We start from the raw sequence: 20,478 nt of genomic DNA, 5'->3' as shown, positions 1-20,478 counted from the left end.
CGTGGCGAGGGTCCCGGGCACGAGCAGAGTCCCGACGGACTGTATTGCCCAGTACAGAAAGGACTACCACAGACTGTATCGGGGAGTACAGAAGCTCTGTACTCTGGGCTGCAGAACAGGGGAGAGGGCTCATGGGACACATACCGACCACCACGCGGGGCCGCGCCACCCGGGAGCGCATCCTCAAGGCGGCGGCGGAGCTCATCCAGCGGCGCGGCGTCGCGGCGGTGACGCTGGACGACGTCGAACGCGCCGCCGAGGTCGGCCGCAGCCAGCTCTATCACTACTTCGACGACCGGGACGACCTCATCAGGTCCGTCATCGGCTCCACCGTGGACACGGTCCTGGCCGCGCAGGAGCCGCTGCTGCTGAAGGTCGACTCGCTGGCCGCCATCGACCGCTGGTTCGACGAGATCGTGGCCAACGGGACCCGGCAGGACGCGGTGGGCGGCTGCGCGATCGGCTCGCTGGCCAGCCAGCTCAGCGGCCGCGACGACCTCACCCGGCAGGCGTTCGTGGACGCCTTCGCGCGCTGGGAGGCGCCCCTCATCGCGGGCCTGCGCCGGATGCAGGAGGCAGGCGAACTGCGCCAGGACGCGGACGTGACGGAACTGGCCGACCTCACCATGGCCGCGATCCAGGGCGGCCTCCTGCTGGCCCAGGTCCGCCGCGCACCGGACCAGCTCCGCCACGCCCTGCGCGGCGCGCGGGCGGCACTGAAGGATGAGCTCACCTCTCCCCGGTGAACGATCGCCAGGGCGCGGACATACCCCCGCTATACCGCCGGTCTTTAGCGTTCTTCGCGGCGCTCCGGTCACGGGCGGAGCGCCGCGACGTTCCCGTTCACTGACAAGGATCGAATCATGCGGAAGTTCTCATCCTCGAAGGCGCTCGCCACTGTCGTCGGGGTCTCTGCCGCCTTCGCCGTACTGGCGCCGGCCACCGCCGCCACGGCCGCCGCCACCACCGGCTCGTCGAGTGTCTCCTCGGCCGGCTGCAAGGAGAAGTGGAGCAAGCTCAACACGAAGGACGGCTTCGTCAGTTACGTCCTCAAGCTCTGCACCAACGGCTACGGTGAGGCGCGTGGCAGCGTGACGGACACCAAGAGCGACACCTGGACGGCCGTGGTCGAGGTCTCCTTCAAGAAGAAGAACGGCGACGAGATCTACGGCGGGTACAAGGAGGCCGGCCGGAAGAAGGGCCACAAGAGCTTCAAGTGGTCCACGACCCGCACCAACCTCGACCGGATCACGATCAGGGCCAAGCGCTGCCTCCCGGGCACGATCGTGTGCAACAACACCAAGACCTACACGCTCTACCCCTGATCGCGAGGCACGACGGCCGTGCCGCCGCGGTGAACACCGGAGCCGCCGCGGCGGCAGCCGCCCCTGCGGCTCGAACGCTCCAGCCGGCCAGGGAGCGGTCCAGCACCTTGGCGAGTGCCTCGATCTCGTCTGAAGACTCGACAATGGCAACGATCGTTCAGTTTTCTGTCATCAATGTCAACCCCTGATCGCCTTCTGACCATCTGGGAGGGTGTGCAGAAAACGCGTGATCCACCGACTCGGGCGGTCGGCTCAGTGCGGAACTATGACAGTGCGGTGACGAACACTTCCTCAACTGTGGTCAATATACTCGTCTGGTGAATGACCGTGAGCTGTCCGAGGCAGGGGACGTCGACTTTCCGCGCTTCCAGGTGGGCGCGCCCCCGCAGCACCTGATCACCACGCTACTCGGCGACTACTGGATCAGCCGCCCCGAGCGGCTGCCGTCCGCGGCCCTGGTGCGGCTGACCGAGGAGTTCGGGGTCTCCGCCGTCGCGGCGCGGGCCGCGCTCAGCCGCCTGGCCAAACGGAACCTGCTGGAGTCGTCGAAGACCGGGCGGCGCACCTCCTACCGGCTGACGGACCGCGCCGCCGCCGTGATGCTGGAGGGCAGGCAGCGGATCATGTCCTTCGGCCTGGAGCGCGGCGCCTGGGACCGCACCTGGGTGATGGCCGCGTTCTCCGTCTCCGAGGAGCAGCGCGACCTGCGTCACGCGCTGCGCGCGCGGCTGCGCTGGCTCGGCTTCGCCCCGCTCTACGACGGGCTGTGGGTCTCGCCCACGGCCGACGCCGGCGGCGCGGCGGCGGTGCTCACCGAGCTCGAGGTCCCCATGGCCACGGTCTTCCGCGCCGAGGCCCTGGACCTTCCGGGCATGCGCGCCCCGCAGGAGGCCTGGGACTTCGACCGGCTCCGGCGTACCTACGAGGAGTTCGTGACCCGGTACGCGCCGCTCCTGGACCGCGTCCGCAGGGGCACGGTCGGCGCGTCCGAGGCGCTGGTGGCGCGCTCGGGGATCATGGACACCTGGCGGACCTTCCCCAACCACGACCCCGACCTGCCGGCGGAGCTGCTGCCCGCCGACTGGCCGCGCGCCGCGGCCAGGGACCTGTTCGTGGAGATCTACGACACTCTCGGGCCGCTCGCCGAGTTCCGGGTCAAGCAGATCGTCGCGGATTTCGAGCCGGCGCTGGCCGGGCTGGTCGCCCACCACCGCACCGGCTCCACCCTCACGCTCACCTGACCGCCGCCCCCCGCGTCTGCGCCGCACCGCCGGCCCTTGACAGGTGTGCACCCTAAGGTGTGACACTTGCCTCAACGACCGCAAGAACAACTGCATCGTTAGTCGGTCGCGGAAGGACCACCATGAGATTCCCCAGGACCATTCTCGCGGGTGTGGCGGTTTCGACTCTCGCCGGCGCCGCGGCGTGCGGCGGAGACACCGGAGGAAGCCAGCGGCCGGCCGGCGCGACAGCCCTGTACGACGCCCTGCCGGACGGCATCAAGGAAACGGGCGTCATCCGATTTGCCGGGGATTCCCACCCGCCCTACCGGATCGTCGGCAACGACGGCAAGACCGTCACCGGCATCGACAAGGAGCTGCAGGACGCCCTCGGCAAGGCACTCGGAGTCCACACCGAGATCTCGATCGTCAACGGCCTGCCCGCGGCGCTGTCCGGCATGCTCGCCTCCCGGTACGACGCCTTCAACGGGCCGGTCAAGGACACCGCCGAGCGCGAGAAGCAGTTCGACGCGATCGTGTGGATGGTCACCCGCACCTCCTACCTGATCCCCAAGGCCGGCTCCGCGGCCGTCAAGAGCTCGGCCGACCTGTGCGGCAAGCGCGTCGCCGGCACCGCGGGCAGCATCGTGGAGGACCAGGTCAAGCGCCTGACCGAGTGGTGCGCCAAGCAGGGGAAGGCGGGCATCGACTTCGTCGGCCTGGCCGACACGAACGGCACCATCCTCGCCGCCAAGTCCGGCCGCGCCGACGCGGCCGGCATGACCGAGAGCGCGGCCCTCGACGTGCTGGGCAAGGAGAAGGACGCCTTCACCTACGTCACGCAGACCGACGAGCAGGGCGCCGGCGTCGACCAGCTGGCCATGCTCGTGCCCAAGTCCGGCGGCCTCGGCCCGGTCATGCTCGACGCGTTCAAGGAGATCTTCGCCAGCGGCGAGTACAAGAAGATCATGGACAAGTACGGGCTCCAGAACGTGGCGGTGGAGGAGCCCAGGATGAACACCGCGGCGACGCCGTGAGCGCCCCGCCCCACGTCGTGGACGTCGCCTCGGCCCGCCCCCGCGTCCGCCCGCTGCGCTGGGCCGCCGGAGCCCTGCTGCTCGTGCTCGTCGCGCAGTTCGCCTGGTTCCTCCTCACCAACCCGCGGTTCGAATGGCCGGTGGCCGGCAGATACCTGTTCGACCCGAACATCCTGCGCGGCCTCGGCATGTCGCTGCTGCTCACCGTCATCGGGATGGTGCTGGGCAGCGCGCTCGGGGTGCTCCTCGCGGCGGGCAGGCTGAGCGGCTTCGCGCCGATGGCCTGGGCCTGCGGCGTCTACGTCGCGGTCTTCCGCGGCGTCCCGCCCCTGGTCCAGCTCATCTTCTGGTTCAACCTCGGCTACCTGCTGCCGCGCATATCGCTGGGCGTGCCGTTCGGCCCGACCTTCGTCTCGTGGCCGACCAACTCCGTGATCAGCTCGCTGACCGCCGCCGTCATCGGGCTCACCCTGCACGAGGCCGCGTACATGGCCGAGATCGTCAGGGCCGGCATCCTGGCCGTGGACGGCGGGCAGCGCGACGCGGCCCGCGCGATGGGCTTCACCGCCGGGCAGAGCTTCGTCAAGGTCGTGCTCCCGCAGGCGATGCGGGTGATCGTCCCGCCCACCGGCAGCCAGTTCATCAGCCTGCTCAAGGGCACCTCCCTGGTCAGCGTGATCGCGATGGCCGACCTGCTGTACGCGGTGCAGGTGATCTACAACAGGACCTACGAGATAGTGCCGCTGCTGATCGTGGCCTGCGCCTGGTACCTGGCGGTGGTCACCGTGCTGTCGCTCGGCCAGCGGCGCCTGGAGCGGCACTTCGGAAAGGGGCAGCGGTGAGCGGCACGCCCGTCCTGCGCGTCCGTGGCGTGCGCAAGCGGTTCGGTGACCACCAGGCCCTCGACGGCGTGGACCTGGACGTGCACGAGGGCGAGGTGGTCACCGTCATCGGCCCGTCCGGATCGGGCAAGTCCACCCTGGTCCGCTGCGTCCACCAGCTGGAGGACATCGACGGCGGGGCCATGTACCTCGACGGGGAGCTGCTCGGCTACGAACTGCAGCGGGGCCACCTGCGTCCCCTGCCGGACCGCCGGGCGGCCGCCCAGCGCGGCCGCATGGGCATGGTCTTCCAGCAGTTCAACCTGTTCACGCACTGGAGCGTGCTGCGCAACGTCGTCGAGGCGCAGGTCGCGGTGCACGGCCGCCGGCCGGAGGAGGCGCGCGAGGAGGCGCTGCGGCTGCTGGAACGGGTGGGGCTGGCCGGCAAGGCGGACGCCCACCCCCGGATGCTCTCCGGCGGCCAGCAGCAGCGCGTCGCCATCGCCAGGGCCCTGGCCACCAATCCGCGGATCATGTTGTTCGACGAGCCCACCAGCGCCCTGGACCCCGAGCTGGTGGACGAGGTGCTGAGCGTCGTGCTCGACCTGGCCCGCGGCGGCATGACCATGATCATCGTGACGCACGAGATGAGCTTCGCCCGCGAGGTGGCCGATCGCTGCGTCTTCATGGAGGAGGGCCGGGTGGCCGCGACCGGCACCCCCGAGGAGATCTTCGACGACCCCGCCTCGCCCCGCCTGCGCGCCTTCCTGTCGCGCTTCTCCGGCCAGGCCGGAAAGACCCCTGTAGAGGAGAGCACGTCGTGAGTCTCACGGTGATGGCCGTCGGCGACCTGGTCGTCGACGAGCCCGATCCCGCGTCCTTCTTCGACCCCACCCGGGAGACGCTGGGCCGGGGCGGCGTGGTGATCGGCCACGTGGAGGTGCCGCACAGCACGTCCACCGCCCAGGTCAGCACCGACGTCCCCGCGCCGCCCGCCGACCCCGCCGCGCTCCGCGCGGTCGCCGACGCCGGCTTCCACGTGGTGACGCTCGCGGGCAACCACGTCTACGACGCCGGCGACCAGGGCGTGGCCGACACGATCACGTACGCGGCCGAGGCCGGGATGGCCACCGCGGGCGCCGGCGTGACGCTCGCCGAGGCCCGCCGGCCTGCGATCGTGACCCGCGACGGGCTGCGGGTCGGCGTGCTGAGCTACAACTGCGTCGGCCCCCGCGAGTCGTGGGCGACCAGCCGCAAGCCGGGCTGCGCGTACGTCAAGGTGCTCACCCACTACGAACTCGACCACGCCAGCCCCGGCGGGCCGCCCGCCGTCTACACCTTCGCCGACCCCGAGTCCCTGGAGCGGATGGCCGCGGACGTGGCGGCCCTGGCCGCCGAGGCCGACGTCGTGCTGGTGTCGCTGCACAAGGGCGTCGGGCACACGCCCGCCGTCCTGGCGATGTACGAGCGGCCCGTGGCCCACGCCGCCGTGGACGCCGGCGCGCACGCCGTGTTCGCCCACCACGCCCACATCATGCGAGGCGTCGAGATGTACCGCGGCCGGCCGATCTACCACGGGCTGGGCAACTTCGTCACCGTCACCCACGCGCTGACGCCCGCGGCGGGCGACGAGGACGAACGGGCCGCGTGGGCGCGCCGCAGGGTGGAACTGTACGGCTTCGCCCCGGACCCGGACATGCCGTACTACCCCTTCCACCCCGAGAGCCGCAACACCGCCATCGCGCTGTGCCGCTTCGACCGCGACGGCCTGGTCACGGCCGGGCTCGTGCCCTGCTGGATCGACGACGCCGGCCGCCCGGTGCCGCTCGGGAACGACGAGGAGGGACGGCGGGTCGTGTCCTACATCGAGCAGATCACCCGGCGGGCCGGGCTGCGGACGGAGTTCCGCTGGGAGGGGGAGGAGGTGGTGCTGGGTGGCTGAGCGCCCGCTCGCCGGCCGCACGGTGATCGACCTGACCACCGCGCTGTCGGGACCGTACGCGACCCTGCTGCTCGCCGGGCTCGGCGCCCGCGTGATCAAGGTGGAGAACCCGCTGACCGGCGGCGACAGCTCCCGCAACAACGCCCCTTACCTCGGCGCCGGCGGGCTGACGCCGGCCCGCCGCGAGGACGACGACATGTCCGTGTCGATGCTCCTGCGCGGCCGCGGCAAGCAGAGCGTCACCCTCAACCTGAAGCACCCCAAGGCCCGCGACGTCCTGGCCGGGCTGGTCCGGGTGTCGGACATCATGATCGACAACTACAGCGCGGGGGTCATGGAGCGGCTCGGCATCGGCCACGACTGGGCCGGCGCGATCAACCCGCGCATCGTGTGCACCTCGATCAGCGGTTTCGGCGCGCAGGGCGGCCCCGGCTCCGGCAAGGCGATGGACACCATCATCCAGGCGCTCAGCGGCGTGATGATGACCGCGGGCGCGCCCGGCGAGCCGCCGGTCCGCTTCGGGCTGCCGGTGGGCGACCTGGTCGCGCCGCTGTACGCGGTGATCGGCACGCTCGCCGCGGTCCTGCGGGCCGACGCGACCGGCCGGGGCCAGCACGTGGACGTGTCCATGCTCGGGGCGCTCACCTCGCTGGTGGCGTGCGAGCCGTTCGACGCCTACGAGAAGCTGGGCCTGCCCATGCGCACGGGGACGACCGTGCCCCGGCTGGCGCCGTTCGGCACGTTCCCGGCCGCGGACGGCTGGTTCGCGCTGTGCGGCCCCACCGACGCCTTCGCCCGCGGCCTGTTCGCCGCGATGGGACGCGACGACCTGGCCGCGGACCCCCGCTTCGCCTCCCGGGACGCGCGCGTGGCCAACGCGGGTGAACTGCACGAGCTCGTGGGCTCGTGGGCGGCGGACCTCCCGCTCGCGTCGGTCCTCGGCCTGCTGACCCGGCACGGCGTGCCCGCCGCCGAGGTGCGCGAGCCCGGCGACGCCGTACGCGACCCGCTCGTGCTGGAGCGCGAGGAGGTCGTGCCGCTGGCGCATCCGCGCCACGGCCACCGCGCGGACCTGTACGGGAGCGGGGTGCCGATCCGCTTCTCCGCCTCGGAGACGGCGTTCGACCGGCCCGCGCCCGGCCTCGGCGAGCACAACACCGAGGTCTACGGCGGGCTGCTCGGCTACTCCGACGACGAGCTCAAGGCACTGGCCGGGGAAGGAGTGATCTGACGTGCCCACGGCACTGGCCGCGCTGGAGGAGGCCCACGCCCGGCGCGGCGCACCCGCGGGGAACCGGCCGGACGGCCGGGCTCCGGTCGTCGGCTACGTCGGGAGCGACCTGCCGGTCGAGCTGCTCACCGCCGCCGGGGTGCACGCCCTCCGCCTGACGGGCGACCCAGGATCCGGCTCCGCGCCCGGCGACCGGTACCTGGGCCGCGGGGTGGACCCGGCGGCCCGATCGGTGCTCACCCGGCTGCTCGACGGGTCCTTCGGCGAGCTGGATCGCGTCGTGGTCTCGCACGACTGCGAGGCGTCCCTGCGCCTGTTCTACGCGCTGCGCGAGCTGGGCCGGGTGGAGCCGGGCGCGGGACTGCCCGAGGCGTACCTGGTGGACCTCCGGCACCTGCCGCACCGCACGACCACCCGGTACAACCGACGCCGGCTCGGCGAGTTCGCCGCCAGACTGGAGACCTGGACCGGCCGCGCCCTCGACCTGGCCGGCGCGGTGGCGGCGCACGACGAGCGGCGCCGGCTGCTGGCCGCCGCCGCCGAGCTGCGCAGGACCGTGCCCGCCCGGCTCACCGGGCGGCAGTTCCTCGCGGTCGTCAACGCGGCCCTGCCCGTGGCCGAGCACGTCGCGCTGCTGCGCCGGCTGCTGGCCGAGGCGGGACGGCTGGAGGAGCACCCCGGGCGGCGGGTCTTCCTGAGCGGCAGCGACCACGACACGCCGCACGTGTACGAGGCCGTCGAGTCCGAGGGCCAGGTGATCGTCGGCGAGGACCACTCCTTCGGCGACCTCGCCGTGACCGGGCCGGTCGGCGCGGGCGGCCTCGACGCGCTGGCCGAACACCATCACCGCGGCGGCCCGGCCGCGCACCGGGCCACGGCGGGCGAGCGCGCCGCGTACGCGGCGGCGGCCGTGCGGCGGTGCCGGGCCGAGCTCTTCGTCGCCTACTGCCGGGCCGGGGACGAGGCGCCGGCCTGGGACTTCCCCGCGCAGCGCGCGGCGCTGGACATCCCCGCCGTGCTGCTGGAACGCCAGGAGTACGGCCGCGTCGACCTGGCCGTCCTGCGGAAGGAACACCCATGTCCGATGTGAGAACGCCCGGCAGCACCTCCCGGGGGGTGAAGTCGCTGGCCACGGCGGCCGAGGCGGGCGCCCACCAGCGCGAGTGGTTCGCCGACCTGCGCCGCCGGGTCGCCGCCGGCGAGCCGTTCGCCCTGCTCAACGCGGACGTCCCGCACGAGATCTTCCGCACGATGGACATCCCGTACGCGGTCGGCCAGTGGTGGGCGTCGCTGGTGGCCGCCAAGCAGCGCTCCGGGCACTACCTGGAGCTGGTCCGGCGGCGCGGCTACCCCGACTACTCCGAGCAGTACAACGCGGTCACCCTCGGCGCGGCGTTCGACCCGGAGCCGGAGGCCGGCCCGTGGGGCGGCCTGCCCAGGCCGGACATCATCGTCGGCGACGCCTCCGGCGACGTCACCCGCAAGATCTTCGACCTCTGGGGTCGTGAGCCCGGCGTCACCTTCTACCCCCTGGAGAGCGCGGCCGAGAACGAGGTCCCCGTCAACTGGTGGGAGCTCATGCCGCACCGGTGGGAGGAGGCCGTCGGCCCGGCCCGGCTGGATCTGCTCACCGCCGAGCTGGAGAACCTGGTCAGGTTCCTGGAGACCACCACCGGCAGGCGCTTCAGCGAGACCCGTTTCCGTGAGGTGCTGGCCCTGGTCAACGAGCAGGAGGAGTGGAACAGGAAGGCGCGCGACCTCATCGCCCGCGCCCGGCCCGCACCGCTCGGCGTCGTCGACAGCATCCCCAGCGTCATGCTCCCGCAGTGGCACCGCGGCACCGAGTGGGCCAGGGACATCGCCAGGCGCTTCTACGAGGAGGTGCGCGAACGCGTCGACTCGGGTCACGCCGCGTGCCCGGGGGAGCGGGCCCGGCTGATGTGGATCGGCCGCGGCCTCTGGTACGACATGGGCTTCTACCAGCGCTTCCAGGAGGAGTACGGCGCGGTGTTCGTCTGGTCGATGTACCTCGCCGTCGCCGCCGACGGATACATCCGCTACGGCGACGACCCCATGAGGGCGCTGGCGGCGCGGTTCGCGGCCTTCAGCGACCAGCTCTACACCCCGCCGTGGTCGAGCGAGTGGTACGTCAAGGAGGCTCGCCTGCACGGCATCGACGGCGTGGTCCACCTGGTCTCCGACGACCCCCGGGGCAGCTACTTCACCGCCAGGGCGCTGGAGGCGGCCGGGTTCCCGGTGATCGAGATCCACGCCGACAACGTGGACACCCGCACCTTCGGCGACGACGTGGCCGCACAGGTCGGCCGGTGGCTGGAGGACGTGGTCCTGACCTGACCGGCGTCGCCCGCGGGGCACGTCACAGCCCGAGCGCCGGAAGCCCGGCATGTTGGGCACATCATTGACGGTCGTCACAAAACTGCCTTATGTTCGCGTCATCCGCCATACATCTCAGGGGGAATCACATGGATCTGTCCGGCAAAGTCGCCGTGGTCACCGGTGCGGGCCGCGGGCTCGGCCGCGCGTACGCCGAGGCGCTGGCCGCGGCCGGAGCGGCGGTGATCGTCAACGACGTGGACGCCGAAGCGGCCTCGCGGGCCGCCGCGGCCATCACCGGCGCCGGCGGCCGGGCACACGGCGTCGCCGGCCCGGTCGGATCGGCCGAGGTGGCCGACCGGCTGGTCGCCGCCGCGGTCGAGGAGTACGGCCGGCTGGACGTGATGGTCACCAACGCCGGCATCCTGCGCGACCGAGTCCTGTGGAAGATGACGGACGACGACTTCGACGCGGTGATCGACGTGCACCTGCGCGGCACGTTCACCTGCGCGCGGGCCGCGGCGATCCGGATGCGCGAGCAGGGGAGCGGCGGCCGGCTGATCCTGATCTCCTCACCGGCGGGCCAGCGCGGGAACTTCGGCCAGACCAACTACGCCGCCGCCAAGGCCGGCATCGTGGCGATGGCCAGGACCTGGGCGATGGAACTGGCCAGGGCGGACATCACCGTGAACGCCGTCGTGCCGGTGGCGGCCACGGAGATGACCAGGACCATCCCCGCGTTCGCGCCGATCATCGAGGAGTCCGAGCGCACCGGACGGCCGTTCCCCGCCTGGCTGCGCAGGGACGAGGGGCTGGGCACCGTCGAGGACGTGGCGGGGCTCGTCGTCTTCCTCGCCTCGGACGCCTCCGCCGGGGTGAGCGGCCAGGCGATCGGCATCGGCGGCGACCGCCTCGCCCTGTGGTCGCACCCCGCCGAGAAGGCCGTCGCCTTCGCCGACGGCGGATGGTCGGCCGACGCCGTCGCCGCCTCCTGGCGGTCGGGCGTCGGCGCCGAGCCGGAGACGTACGGCATCCCCGCCCCCCAGGTCCCCGCCCAGAACGGCCAGGAAGCCTGACATGACGGCCATGAACGTCGCCGGCCTGGTCGCGATCGACGTGCACACCCACGCCGAGATCTCCAAGGACGGCCACGGCTCGCTCAGCCCGGAGCTGTTCGGCGCCTCCGAGGACTACTTCAAGGCCCACGGGCACCGGCAGCCGGCCATTCCGGAGATGGCCGCGTACTACCGGGAACGGAACATGGCCGCGGTGGTGTTCACCGTGGACGCCGAGCACGCCACCGGGCACCCGCGCATCTCCAACGAGGAGGTCGCGCAGAGCTGCGCCGAGCACGCCGACGTGCTGATCCCGTTCGCCAGCGTCGACCCGTGGAAGGGCCGGGCGGGCGCGCGCGAGGCGCGGCGGCTGGTCGCCGAACACGGCGTGCGCGGCTTCAAGTTCCATCCGAGCATCCAGGGCATCGCCCCCAACGACCCGGTGGCCTACCCGCTGTACGAGGCGATCGAGGAACTGGGCGTCCCGGCGCTGTTCCACACCGGGCAGACCGGCATCGGGGCCGGCGTTCCCGGCGGGGGCGGCATCCGGCTCAAGTACGGCAATCCGATGCTGGTGGACGACGTGGCCGTGGACTTCCCCGAGCTGCGGATCATCCTGGCCCATCCGTCGTTCCCGTGGCAGGACGAGGCGCTCGCGGTGGCCACCCACAAGCCGTACGTGTACATCGACCTGTCGGGCTGGTCGCCGAAGTACTTCCCGCCGCAGCTCGTGCGCTACGCCAACACGCTGCTCAAGGACAAGGTGCTCTTCGGCTCCGACTACCCCGTGATCACCCCGGACCGCTGGCTCGGCGACTTCGCCAAGCTCGACATCAAGCCCGAGGTCCGCCCGAAGATTCTGAAGGACAACGCCGTACGCCTGCTCGGGCTCGGCACCCAGGAGAGGACGGCACCGGCATGACCACCACCGCGCGAGGGCTCGACGAGATCAGGGCGCTGAGCGGCAAGGACCTCGGCCACACCGGCTGGCACGAGATCACCCAGGACCGGGTGAACACCTTCGCCGACGCCACCGACGACCACCAGTGGATCCACGTCGACCCCGGCAGAGCCGCGGCCGGGCCGTTCGGCGGCACGATCGCGCACGGCTACCTGACCCTGGCCCTGATCATCCCGCTGTTCAACGAACTGCTGGACATCCAGGACGTGAAGATGAGCATCAACTACGGCCTGGACAAGGTGCGCTTCCCCGCCCCGGTCAAGGTGGGCGCCAGGATCCGCCTGGCCGGCGTCGTCGCCTCGGTCGAGGACGTCCCCGGCGACGGCGTCCAGATGCACCTCGACTTCACCGTCGAGATCGAAGGGTCGGGCAAGCCGGCCTGCGTGGCCCGCGCCCTCCTGCGGCACTACGCCTGACGCCGCTCGTACGGAGTGCCGGGTCCCCCCGCCGACAGGAGAGCGAACACCGATGCGCAACGCCGGACTGGGCGGCTGGCCCGCCCGCCGGGCACGGATGACCCCGGACCGGACCGCCTTCGTCATGGCGGACCGGTCCATCACCTACGCGGAGGTCCACGAGCGGACCACCCGGCTGGCGTCGCGGCTGCGCGCGTCGGGGGTGGAGGCCGGTGACCGGGTCGCCTACCTCGGCCGCAACCACGTCGCCTTCGTCGAGACGATGTTCGCCGCGCACCTGCTCGGGGCGATCTTCGTGCCGCTGAACTTCCGCCTGGCCGCGCCCGAGATCGGGTACATGCTGGACCACTCGGGCGCCACGGTGCTGATCTACGCGCCCGAGTGCGCCGAGACGGTCCGGGCCCTGCCGGTCCCTCCGCCGCACCTCGTCGCGGTCGGCGCCCCGGCGCGGGGGGAGAGCCACTACGAGACCTGGCTCGCGGCGGGCGACCCCACCCCGATCGACGCGCCCGTGTGCCTGGACGACCCGGCGCTCATCCTCTACACCTCGGGAACGACCGGGCGGCCCAAGGGCGCGCTGCTCACCCACGCCAACCTCGTGTGGAACTGCTTCAACCTGCTCCTCGGCGTCGACGTCACCAGCGAGGAGGTGACGCTGATCAGCGCGCCGCTGTTCCACGTCGCGGCCCTGAACCAGACCCTGCTGCCGACCTTCCTCAAGGGCGGCCGCTCGGTGATCATGCCGTCGTGGGACGTGGACGAGTGCTACGACCTCATCGGTGAGCACCGGGTCACCTGGATGTTCGGGGTCACCACGATGTTCGCCGCGTTCGCCCGCTCGCCCCGCTGGGCCGAGGCGGACCTGTCGTCGCTGCGCCATCTCATGGCCGGGGGCGCGGCGGTCCCCGTCGCGCTGATCCGCGCGTACCAGGAGCGGGGCCTGGTGTTCTGCCAGGGGTACGGGCTCACCGAGACCGCTCCCGGCGCCACCTTCCTCGACGCCGGTCAGAGCGCGCGCAAGGCGGGCTCGGCGGGTGTGCCGGTGTTCTTCGCCGATGTCCGGGTCGTCCGGCCCGACGGCACGGACGCGGCGGCGGGACAGCCGGGCGAGGTCCTCATCCAGGGACCGAACGTGACCCCCGGCTACTGGCGCGACCCCGAGGCGAGCGCCGCCGCGTTCGCCGAGGGCGGCTGGTTCCGCTCCGGCGACGTCGCCGCCCTGGACGAGGACGGCCATCTGCACGTCATCGACCGGCTCAAGGACATGTACATCTCGGGCGGGGAGAACGTCTACCCGGCCGAGGTCGAGGCCGTGATCTTCGAGCATCCGGCCGTCGCCGAGGCCGCCGTGCTCGGGGTGCCCGACGCCACCTGGGGCGAGGCCGGCCGCGCGTTCGTGGTCGCGCGCCCCGGCGCGAACCTCACCGCCGAGGAGTTGCGCGCCTTCCTCCGCCCCCGCCTGGCCACGTACAAGATCCCGAGGTACGTCGACATCACGGACGACCTGCCGAAGACGGGCTCAGGCAAGATCCAGAAACCCCGGCTGCGCCGCCTCCCACTCCCCGACGCCGGCTGAGCCGCCTCTCATCGCTCCTTCCCGTACGCCCGGAGGAACGCCCGCACCCCCTCGACGATGAGCGGCCGGACCCGGGCGTCCCCCGCGGCGTTCGCGGAGCCGAGCCGGCTGATGGCGACCCCGAAGGTCAGCGCGATGAAGTGGTCGGCGGCGAGCCTCGGGTCGGCGATGTCGAGCAGCCCGGCCCTGGCCAGGGCGGCGAGCCGCTCCCCGACGGCCTCGTCGGGGGCGTTGGCCATCGCGCGGTCGTCCCGGGGCGGCAGGTGGTCGGACTCGGTCTGGCCCAGCCGTTGCAGCGTGGCGTAATCGGCTGAGTTGAGCATGTCGGTGGCGATCCTCATGGAGAACGTGACGAGCGCGTCCTCCAGCTCGCCGGCCTCGGTGAGGTCGGTGAGCGTCTCGTCGAGGGTGCGCTGGATCGTGGCGATCAGCGACCGGCCGATGTTCTCGACGACGGTGCGCAGCAGGGTCCGCTTGTCACCGAAGTAGTCGTAGACCGTCCGGGTCGACACCTTCGCCCGGGCGGCGATCGCGTCGATGCTCGACCGGTCGAAGCCGTTGGCGAGGAACAGCTCCTGGGCCGCGGCGAGGATGGCGGCCCGTTTCTTCGCGGATCCCTCACGCAGCGTCTTCGTAGGCGGCATGGACAGAATCCTAGCGGAACTACACTGGGCGTTGTAATTAACTACAGTACATGTTGTAGTGTAATTTTCGCGGCGGCGAGGACCGCGCCGCACCCTGTTCCGAGCACGTCCCCCACCAGCAGGTCTGGGCCGCGAGCGCCGCCCGGTCACCAGGAAAGGACGTCCATGACCACCACCCTGGCTCCACCGGTCGGCATCGGGAAGGCCGCCGTCGGCGCCCTGTGCCTGCTGGCCATCGCCACCGGCGCCCTGGAGTCGGTGCTGACGCCGACGCTCCCGCTGCTGCAACGCGAGCTGGCGTTAAGCCCGGCCCAAGGGGCGCTGCTCAGCACCGCGCTGCTCATCAGCGGCGCCCTCCTGCTGCCCGTCTCGGGCACCCTCGGCGACCGCTACGGCGGAAGGCGGGTCATGACCCGGCTGATGATCGTGGTGCTGGCCGGCGGCCTGGTGTCGTCGCTGGCGCCCAACCTGCCGGTGCTGCTGACCGGCCAGATCCTGCAGGGCGCGATGGTGGGCGCGCTGCCGCTCTCGTTCATCCTCGTACGCAAGCACCTCCCTCCCGGATCGGCCCACACGGCGATCGGGGTGGTCAGCGGCATGTTCGTGGGCGGCAACCTGGTGGGCTCGATGATCGCCGGGCCCATCGCGGAAGGCCTGTCGCGGCACTGGATGTTCGCGATACCGACGCTCGCCATCGCCGTGGGCACCGTGCTCGTGCACCGGCTGATCCCGGACGACCCGCCCGCCCGGTCGGACGCCAGGATCGACTGGCCCGGCCTGGTTCTCCTGAGCGGCGCCCTGCTGACGCTCATGCTGGTGCTCCCGATGGTGCCCGAGGCCGGCAGCCGGCCGCTCGAGTTCGGCGCCCTCGTCATGCTCCTGGCCGGCCTCGTGATCGGCTGGATCCGGGTCGAACGCCGCTCGGCAGCGCCGATGGTCGACCTGCGCCTGCTCGCGCGGCCGGGCATGTGGAGCTCGTACGCGATCACGTTCGCCGTCTGCCTCGGCACCGCGGCGTCCATGTACCTCGTCCCGCAGCTGTTCGCGGTGCCCGCCGACGCCTACGGATTCGGCGCCAGCGCCAGCGACATGGGCCTGTACCTGCTGCCCAGTGCCGTCGCGGCGGCGGTCAGCGGTCCGATCGCCGGGTTCGCGGCGCGGCGGTTCGGCGCGCGCACGGCGGTCGCCGCCGGCATCGCCGGCACCGTGGCCACGCTGGCGGCCCTGGCGCTGCTGCACGGCGAGGTCTGGCACCTCGTCCTCGGCAAGGTGCTGATCTCCCTGGCCAGCGGCATCTGCGTCACGGCGGTGGTCGTCAAGACCGCCACCACCGGCGACGGCGGCGACACCGGCACCGCCACCAGCCTGATCCTGGTGACCCGCGTGATCGGCTTCACCGCGGGCGCGCAGCTCGGCGGCATCCTGCTCACCGCCATGACCCCCTCCGGGGCGAACATCCCGGACGAATCGGCTTTCGTCATCGGCTTCGGCATCGCGAGTGCTGTCACGGCACTGGCGCTGCTCGCCGTCCGCACCCTCAACAAAGGAGAAGAACAATGACGAACATCCACGCCACACGGAAGCGCGAGGTCCTGGTGTCGGGGGCCAGCGTCGCGGGGCTCGCCCTCGCGTACTGGCTGAACCGCCACGGATTCGCCGTCACGGTGGTGGAGAAGGCGGCCACCGTCCGCAACGGCGGCTATCCCATCGACGTGCGCGGCACCGCGCTCGACGTGGTCGAGCGCATGGGCATCCTGCCGCGCCTGCGCGACGCGCACGTCGACCTGCGCCGGATGACCTTCCTGGACGAGGACGGCGGCCAGGTGGCCTCGGTCCGCCCCGGCACCGTCACCGGCGACACCGAGGGCCGAGACCTCGAAGTGCGGCGCGGTGACCTGAGCGAGGCCCTGCACGCGACGGTCCGCGACGACGCGGAGTTCCTGTTCGGCGACTCCATCGACGTTCTCGATCAGTCCGGCGACCGGGTCGACGTCACCTTCCGCGGCGGCGCCCGGCGCACGTTCGACCTGGTCTTCGGCGCGGACGGGACGCACTCGCGCACCCGGGAGCGGCTGTTCGGCCCCGAGCACCTGTTCGACCGGTACCTCGGCTACTGCTTCGCCGTGTTCACCATGCGCAACACGTTCGGGCTCTCCCGCGAGCTCGTCATGTGGAACACCCCCGGCCGGGCCGCGGCGCTCTACGCCACCGGGGACGACGACGACCAGGTGCACGCCTTCCTGAACTTCGCCCGTCCGCAGCGGCCGTTCGACGAGTTCCCCACCCCCGAGGCGCAGCAGGACCTGGTCGCGTCGGTGTTCGCCGGCGCGGGCTGGGAGGTTCCCGGCATGCTGGCCGCCATGCGCGAGGCGGACGACCTGTTCTTCGACACGGTCGCCCAGATCCGCCTGCCCCGCTGGTCCAGCGGCCGGGTCGCGCTGGTGGGCGACGCCGCGTACGCGCCCTCGTTCCTCACCGGGCAGGGCACCAGCCTCGCGCTCGTCGGCGCGTACATGCTGGCCGGTTCGCTGGCGAACCAGGACCACGCCGCGGGCTTCGCCGCGTACGAACGCGACACGCGCGCGTTCGTCACCCAGAACCAGAACCTGGTCGACGAGGGCGGCGCCACCCTCTTCCCGACCACCGCCGAGGCGCTGGAGCAGCGCAACGACCGGCTGCGCGGGCTCACCACCCTGCGGGGCGCGGAGGCCGTGTCGGCCCACTCGGCCCTCACGCTGCCGGACTTCATGTCCCTGACCTGAGCGCCGGCCCGCCTGCGGGCGGCGGAGCAGTCCTCGCTCCATGGCCTTCACCACGGCGTGCGTACGGTCGTTGACCTCCAGCTTGGCGAACAGCCGCAGCAGATAGGTCGTCACCGTGGCCGCCGCGATGACGAGCCGGCTGCCGATCTCGGCGTTGGTGAGGCCGTCGGCCACCGCGTTGAGCACGTCGAGCTCGCGCGGCGTCAGCGCCGCCTGGGCGGGCCGCCGCATCCTGGCGATCAGCTTCGATCGTCCGGTCGTACCCGCCGTCCACCGTTCGACGTACAACCTCCAGGCAGACGGCACCATCGGCTGGCGGATCCGGCCGCTTCGCAGCTAACCGAGCCGCTCCAAAGCCCTCCCGACCGCTCGCATGAACGTACCGGGCGGATTTCGCGGCCCCTCGTCCTTCAACAGAAATACCCACATCAACGCGAACAGCCTGCGGCACTCCAGCAGCCTGCGCTCCTCAGCGGAGTCGACCTCGAAACCCACCTCGCTCCCGCCGCCGTGCACCCAGCACGACACGTGCTCGGCCATCTCCGCCACCTCGGTCGCGCGATCGCTGCGCCCCGACTCCTCGAAATCGACGATCCTGACCCGCCCGCCGTCCCACAGGAAGTTCGCCGTATTGCCATCACCGGCCCCGAACACCGGCCGAACTCCGCGCTCACCCGGCTCCCACCCGCCCAGCCACCGAGCGCCCTCTCTGACGGCCTGATCCGCGAGCGCGTTCTTCGGCTGCCACCGCCCGGCCCACGCGAGCAGTTGATCCCTGATCCGCTCCACCGGCCACAACCGCCCCGGCACCTGGTCGAGCACCCGTCGCGGCACAGCGCCGTGCAGCCGATCCACCGCCTCCACCAGCTCCTGCTCCGGTACGACAGGCAGCAGGAAGATCGGTGTGCCCTCGACGCGCGACATCACCACCAGATCGGCCCCGTACTCCACAGGCGAGGGCGCGAGCCCAGGCGCGTGCTCCGCCAGCAACCGCAGCGCCCGCCATTCCCGCTCCGCGCCCCCAGGCTTGCCGTCAATGAAGCGCTTGCGCACCAGCTCGCCGTCGATCCGCACATCGTGGGTCTGCATGAGCGCATATTGAACCAGCCACGGACCACGCCACGATCCGGGCCGGGTGCCGCTGTCCACGGGGGCCTGCCACCGGAAAGCGGCAGGCCCCCGGCCGGACGCTAGACCATGCCCTTCTTTATGCGAGAAAGAAGGTTCTCGTAGTCGGCTTCCGTCACGATGAGCATGCCCGCGCCTTTGGAATCGCCTATCGCAACCCGCCCGTCCGCCGCCGCGACCTTTACGCACTCGCCATTGGTCCCGCAGTAAGAGCTCGTGCGCCAGTCATTGAACGCAGGGCTGGTGGAGCTGTTCATTGGTTCCTTTACTTGGTGCTGTTGAATGATCTATTTCCATGTTCGCCTGCGCTCCTCGATGAAGTGGATCGTGTCCTGAGGGCTTAATGCAGCTTCCGACAAAAACCTGAATACCATGAAATGACGGTGTGCCCTCATTTCGTCGGCATCAAGTTGTCCACCAGCGTCGTCCTCCTGGTAGAGGACGTCGGGGTGCAGTTCGCCGAGGCCTTCGAGTTCCGGAAACCTCAGCAGGATGAAATTCGACATGTAGCCTCCGGGGAGGCCCTGCCTGTTGAGCAGTATCTGGATATGGAGATTGGGCCGCTCGGCCAGCTCTGCGATGTGTCGGAGCTGGGCCTTCATAATGGCGTCGTCGCCGATCCGGCGCGCCAGCACCGATTCGTCCATGACGACATTATGTTTGGTAGAAGGGTCGTTGATGAATCGCTGCTGGCGGGCCATGCGAATCTCCACCCGCCGGCGGACCTGCCGGGGTGTCAGCTGAGCGATGTGCGGGACGTCGATGAGTGCCTGAGAATAGTCCTCCGTCTGCAGCAGCCCCGATATCACCAGTGACTGCCATTCCCATCGTTCCTCCGACCCGCTCTCGAAGCCGAGATACTCCCGGTAGGGGATGGGGATCGCCTCGGCGTACGGCTCCCACCACTCCGGAGCTGACGCCTTGGGCACCAGGTCGAGCAGAAGAGTGCGGGTGGGCTCAGGCATCTCATAGAGATCGAGCAGCGACTCCACGTCCTTGGGGTTGAGGATGAGCTGGCCGGTTTCCAGCCGCGAGAACCGCGATGTCGACCAGCCGAGGGTTTTCGCCGCCTGAGGGCCGGTGAGGCCGACCGCGTCACGCCGCTTGCGGAGCTCGCTCAGGATGCGGCTGCGGAACACGGCAGGGCTACCTTGCGCCACCGGGACCTCCCCTCCGAGCTATCGGACGATCATGCTGCACCAGAAGTCGTACCCTAGGAAGCCTCACCGGGAAGTATCAACTATGTACCGCTGGGATTCCTGACACTGTTCCCGGCGGGAATCCCGCTGTGCTTCCCAGCGCCATACCCTGAGGGTAGCCCACCGGGCATCACAATCAAGGAAGGATGGGGGACACGGCGCCGTGTCGGAGGAAGAAAACCGCCTGGCCGGTGGCGTCATCCCATCCCCGCAGCTCGGTTTCGAGCGCCAGTCGGGCCCACTGCCGTGCCTTTGATCCTGCGCCGCGTCCATGCACCTGGGACGTCCGTGCTGCACTGCCAAGCGCAAGGCGGGTTCCGCGTTCCCGGCTTCCTTGTCGCTTGCGTGTTGAGTCGCGTGGCGAAGGGAGAGGACCAAACCATGGTCCATGCTGTACGGGTTCTGCACTGGCTGGTTCACGCGATGGAGACGGCCTTCATCGCCGGACTGATCGCGTACTGTTTCACCCGGGAACTTGGGGCGGAGCCGCTGGCGGCGTTCGCCGCGGCAGGCGGGGCCTTCATGGCGGTCTCCATGGCGTTCGCCGCCTACCTCACGGCAACGGGCGCGATCAGGGCACCGGACCCGCCCGTCAAGAGTGACGGAAGTTCCGGCACGGGCAACTGAAGCGATCACCGCGTTCACGCTCGGAGTCCTGCTGCCGCGTGTGAACGCGAGCCTCTCGCGCCGCGGCGGATGACCACGAGCTCACGGTCTGCGTAGATGATGTCCAGGTCGCGGCGATATGGCGGGCTGGGCCGGCAGTTGAGGAGTGGACGACCGACCTTCGTCGATCGAAATCTACATTGTAAAGGCGCACGGTATCA

The 20,478-nt window shown here is 71.0% G+C and carries 21 protein-coding genes and 1 pseudogene; 17 read left to right on the top strand and 5 right to left on the bottom strand.

Features of this window, described 5'->3' with window-relative positions:
• Positions 1–131: 131 nt before the first annotated feature.
• The 14 genes from OIE67_RS21745 to OIE67_RS21680 all read left to right on the top strand — a co-directional run bounded on the left by OIE67_RS21745 (position 132) and on the right by OIE67_RS21680 (position 13,918).
• On the top strand, positions 132–746 hold the full coding sequence (locus tag OIE67_RS21745) for a TetR/AcrR family transcriptional regulator (protein ID WP_326643130.1): 615 nt from the start codon (positions 132–134) through the stop codon (positions 744–746).
• 117 nt (positions 747–863) lie between these two features.
• Complete coding sequence (locus tag OIE67_RS21740) at positions 864–1,325, top strand: hypothetical protein (protein ID WP_326643128.1); 462 nt, start codon at positions 864–866, stop codon at positions 1,323–1,325.
• 317 nt (positions 1,326–1,642) lie between these two features.
• Positions 1,643–2,566, top strand: a complete 924-nt coding sequence (locus OIE67_RS21735; protein ID WP_326643126.1) for a PaaX family transcriptional regulator — start codon at positions 1,643–1,645, stop codon at positions 2,564–2,566.
• 152 nt (positions 2,567–2,718) lie between these two features.
• Complete coding sequence (locus tag OIE67_RS21730; protein WP_326643124.1) at positions 2,719–3,582, top strand: transporter substrate-binding domain-containing protein; 864 nt, start codon at positions 2,719–2,721, stop codon at positions 3,580–3,582.
• Positions 3,579–4,424 (top strand): amino acid ABC transporter permease, encoded by an 846-nt coding sequence (locus OIE67_RS21725; protein WP_326643122.1) that lies wholly within the window; start codon positions 3,579–3,581, stop codon positions 4,422–4,424. The genes OIE67_RS21730 and OIE67_RS21725 overlap by 4 nt, the downstream gene beginning before the upstream one ends.
• Positions 4,421–5,227 carry an amino acid ABC transporter ATP-binding protein gene (locus OIE67_RS21720; protein WP_326643120.1) on the top strand — a complete coding sequence of 269 codons (807 nt, stop codon included), beginning with the start codon at positions 4,421–4,423 and terminating at the stop codon, positions 5,225–5,227. The genes OIE67_RS21725 and OIE67_RS21720 overlap by 4 nt, the downstream gene beginning before the upstream one ends.
• On the top strand, positions 5,224–6,345 hold the full coding sequence (locus OIE67_RS21715) for a CapA family protein (protein ID WP_326643118.1): 1,122 nt from the start codon (positions 5,224–5,226) through the stop codon (positions 6,343–6,345). Before OIE67_RS21720 ends, OIE67_RS21715 begins: the two co-directional genes overlap by 4 nt.
• Positions 6,338–7,576, top strand: a complete 1,239-nt coding sequence (locus tag OIE67_RS21710; protein WP_326643116.1) for a CaiB/BaiF CoA transferase family protein — start codon at positions 6,338–6,340, stop codon at positions 7,574–7,576. Before OIE67_RS21715 ends, OIE67_RS21710 begins: the two co-directional genes overlap by 8 nt.
• A 1-nt stretch (position 7,577) precedes the next feature.
• A complete protein-coding gene (locus tag OIE67_RS21705) occupies positions 7,578–8,666 on the top strand; it encodes a 2-hydroxyacyl-CoA dehydratase family protein (protein ID WP_326643114.1) in 1,089 nt (362 codons plus the stop codon).
• Positions 8,654–9,931: a 2-hydroxyacyl-CoA dehydratase family protein gene (locus tag OIE67_RS21700; protein ID WP_326643112.1), complete on the top strand. Its 1,278-nt coding sequence runs from the start codon at positions 8,654–8,656 to the stop codon at positions 9,929–9,931. The genes OIE67_RS21705 and OIE67_RS21700 overlap by 13 nt, the downstream gene beginning before the upstream one ends.
• Positions 9,932–10,059: 128 nt before the next feature.
• Positions 10,060–10,986: an SDR family NAD(P)-dependent oxidoreductase gene (locus OIE67_RS21695; RefSeq protein ID WP_326643110.1), complete on the top strand. Its 927-nt coding sequence runs from the start codon at positions 10,060–10,062 to the stop codon at positions 10,984–10,986.
• A gap of 10 nt (positions 10,987–10,996) precedes the next feature.
• Positions 10,997–11,887 carry an amidohydrolase family protein gene (locus OIE67_RS21690; protein WP_326645421.1) on the top strand — a complete coding sequence of 297 codons (891 nt, stop codon included), beginning with the start codon at positions 10,997–10,999 and terminating at the stop codon, positions 11,885–11,887.
• Entirely contained in the window at positions 11,884–12,342 is a 459-nt protein-coding gene (locus OIE67_RS21685) for a MaoC family dehydratase (RefSeq protein ID WP_326643107.1), read from the top strand. Before OIE67_RS21690 ends, OIE67_RS21685 begins: the two co-directional genes overlap by 4 nt.
• 52 nt (positions 12,343–12,394) lie before the next feature.
• A complete protein-coding gene (locus OIE67_RS21680) occupies positions 12,395–13,918 on the top strand; it encodes an acyl-CoA synthetase (protein WP_326643106.1) in 1,524 nt (507 codons plus the stop codon).
• An 8-nt stretch (positions 13,919–13,926) separates the two neighbouring features.
• Here the strand turns inward: OIE67_RS21680 and OIE67_RS21675 are convergent, their stop codons facing one another.
• A complete protein-coding gene (locus OIE67_RS21675) occupies positions 13,927–14,562 on the bottom strand; it encodes a TetR/AcrR family transcriptional regulator (RefSeq protein WP_326643104.1) in 636 nt (211 codons plus the stop codon).
• A 165-nt stretch (positions 14,563–14,727) separates the two neighbouring features.
• Between OIE67_RS21675 and OIE67_RS21670 the strand changes: the two genes are divergently transcribed.
• Positions 14,728–16,122: an MFS transporter gene (locus OIE67_RS21670; protein WP_326643102.1), complete on the top strand. Its 1,395-nt coding sequence runs from the start codon at positions 14,728–14,730 to the stop codon at positions 16,120–16,122.
• Positions 16,119–17,324 carry an FAD-dependent monooxygenase gene (locus OIE67_RS21665; RefSeq protein WP_326643100.1) on the top strand — a complete coding sequence of 402 codons (1,206 nt, stop codon included), beginning with the start codon at positions 16,119–16,121 and terminating at the stop codon, positions 17,322–17,324. The genes OIE67_RS21670 and OIE67_RS21665 overlap by 4 nt, the downstream gene beginning before the upstream one ends.
• A 102-nt stretch (positions 17,325–17,426) precedes the next feature.
• On the opposite strand, the pseudogene OIE67_RS21660 reads toward OIE67_RS21665, so the two are convergent.
• The 4 genes and pseudogenes from OIE67_RS21660 to OIE67_RS21645 form a co-directional block, all read right to left on the bottom strand.
• Positions 17,427–17,555: pseudogene (locus OIE67_RS21660) on the bottom strand (LuxR C-terminal-related transcriptional regulator); the annotation flags it as partial.
• A 105-nt stretch (positions 17,556–17,660) separates the two neighbouring features.
• Positions 17,661–18,413, bottom strand: a complete 753-nt coding sequence (locus OIE67_RS21655; RefSeq protein ID WP_326643098.1) for a phosphotransferase family protein — start codon at positions 18,411–18,413, stop codon at positions 17,661–17,663.
• A 101-nt stretch (positions 18,414–18,514) separates the two neighbouring features.
• On the bottom strand, positions 18,515–18,709 hold the full coding sequence (locus tag OIE67_RS21650; RefSeq protein ID WP_326643096.1) for a DUF397 domain-containing protein: 195 nt from the start codon (positions 18,707–18,709) through the stop codon (positions 18,515–18,517).
• A 30-nt stretch (positions 18,710–18,739) separates the two neighbouring features.
• Positions 18,740–19,591, bottom strand: a complete 852-nt coding sequence (locus OIE67_RS21645; RefSeq protein WP_326643093.1) for a helix-turn-helix domain-containing protein — start codon at positions 19,589–19,591, stop codon at positions 18,740–18,742.
• Between the two features lie 441 nt (positions 19,592–20,032).
• On the opposite strand from OIE67_RS21645, the gene OIE67_RS21640 reads away from it, so the two are divergent.
• Positions 20,033–20,278 (top strand): hypothetical protein, encoded by a 246-nt coding sequence (locus OIE67_RS21640; RefSeq protein WP_326643091.1) that lies wholly within the window; start codon positions 20,033–20,035, stop codon positions 20,276–20,278.
• Positions 20,279–20,478: the final 200 nt, after the last annotated feature.

The organism is Nonomuraea fuscirosea, assembly GCF_035917475.1.
Classification (GTDB): Bacteria; Actinomycetota; Actinomycetes; order Streptosporangiales; family Streptosporangiaceae; genus Nonomuraea; species Nonomuraea fuscirosea.
Note: the sequence above shows the minus strand (reverse complement) of the source record. Positions and strands in the feature narration are given on the sequence as shown.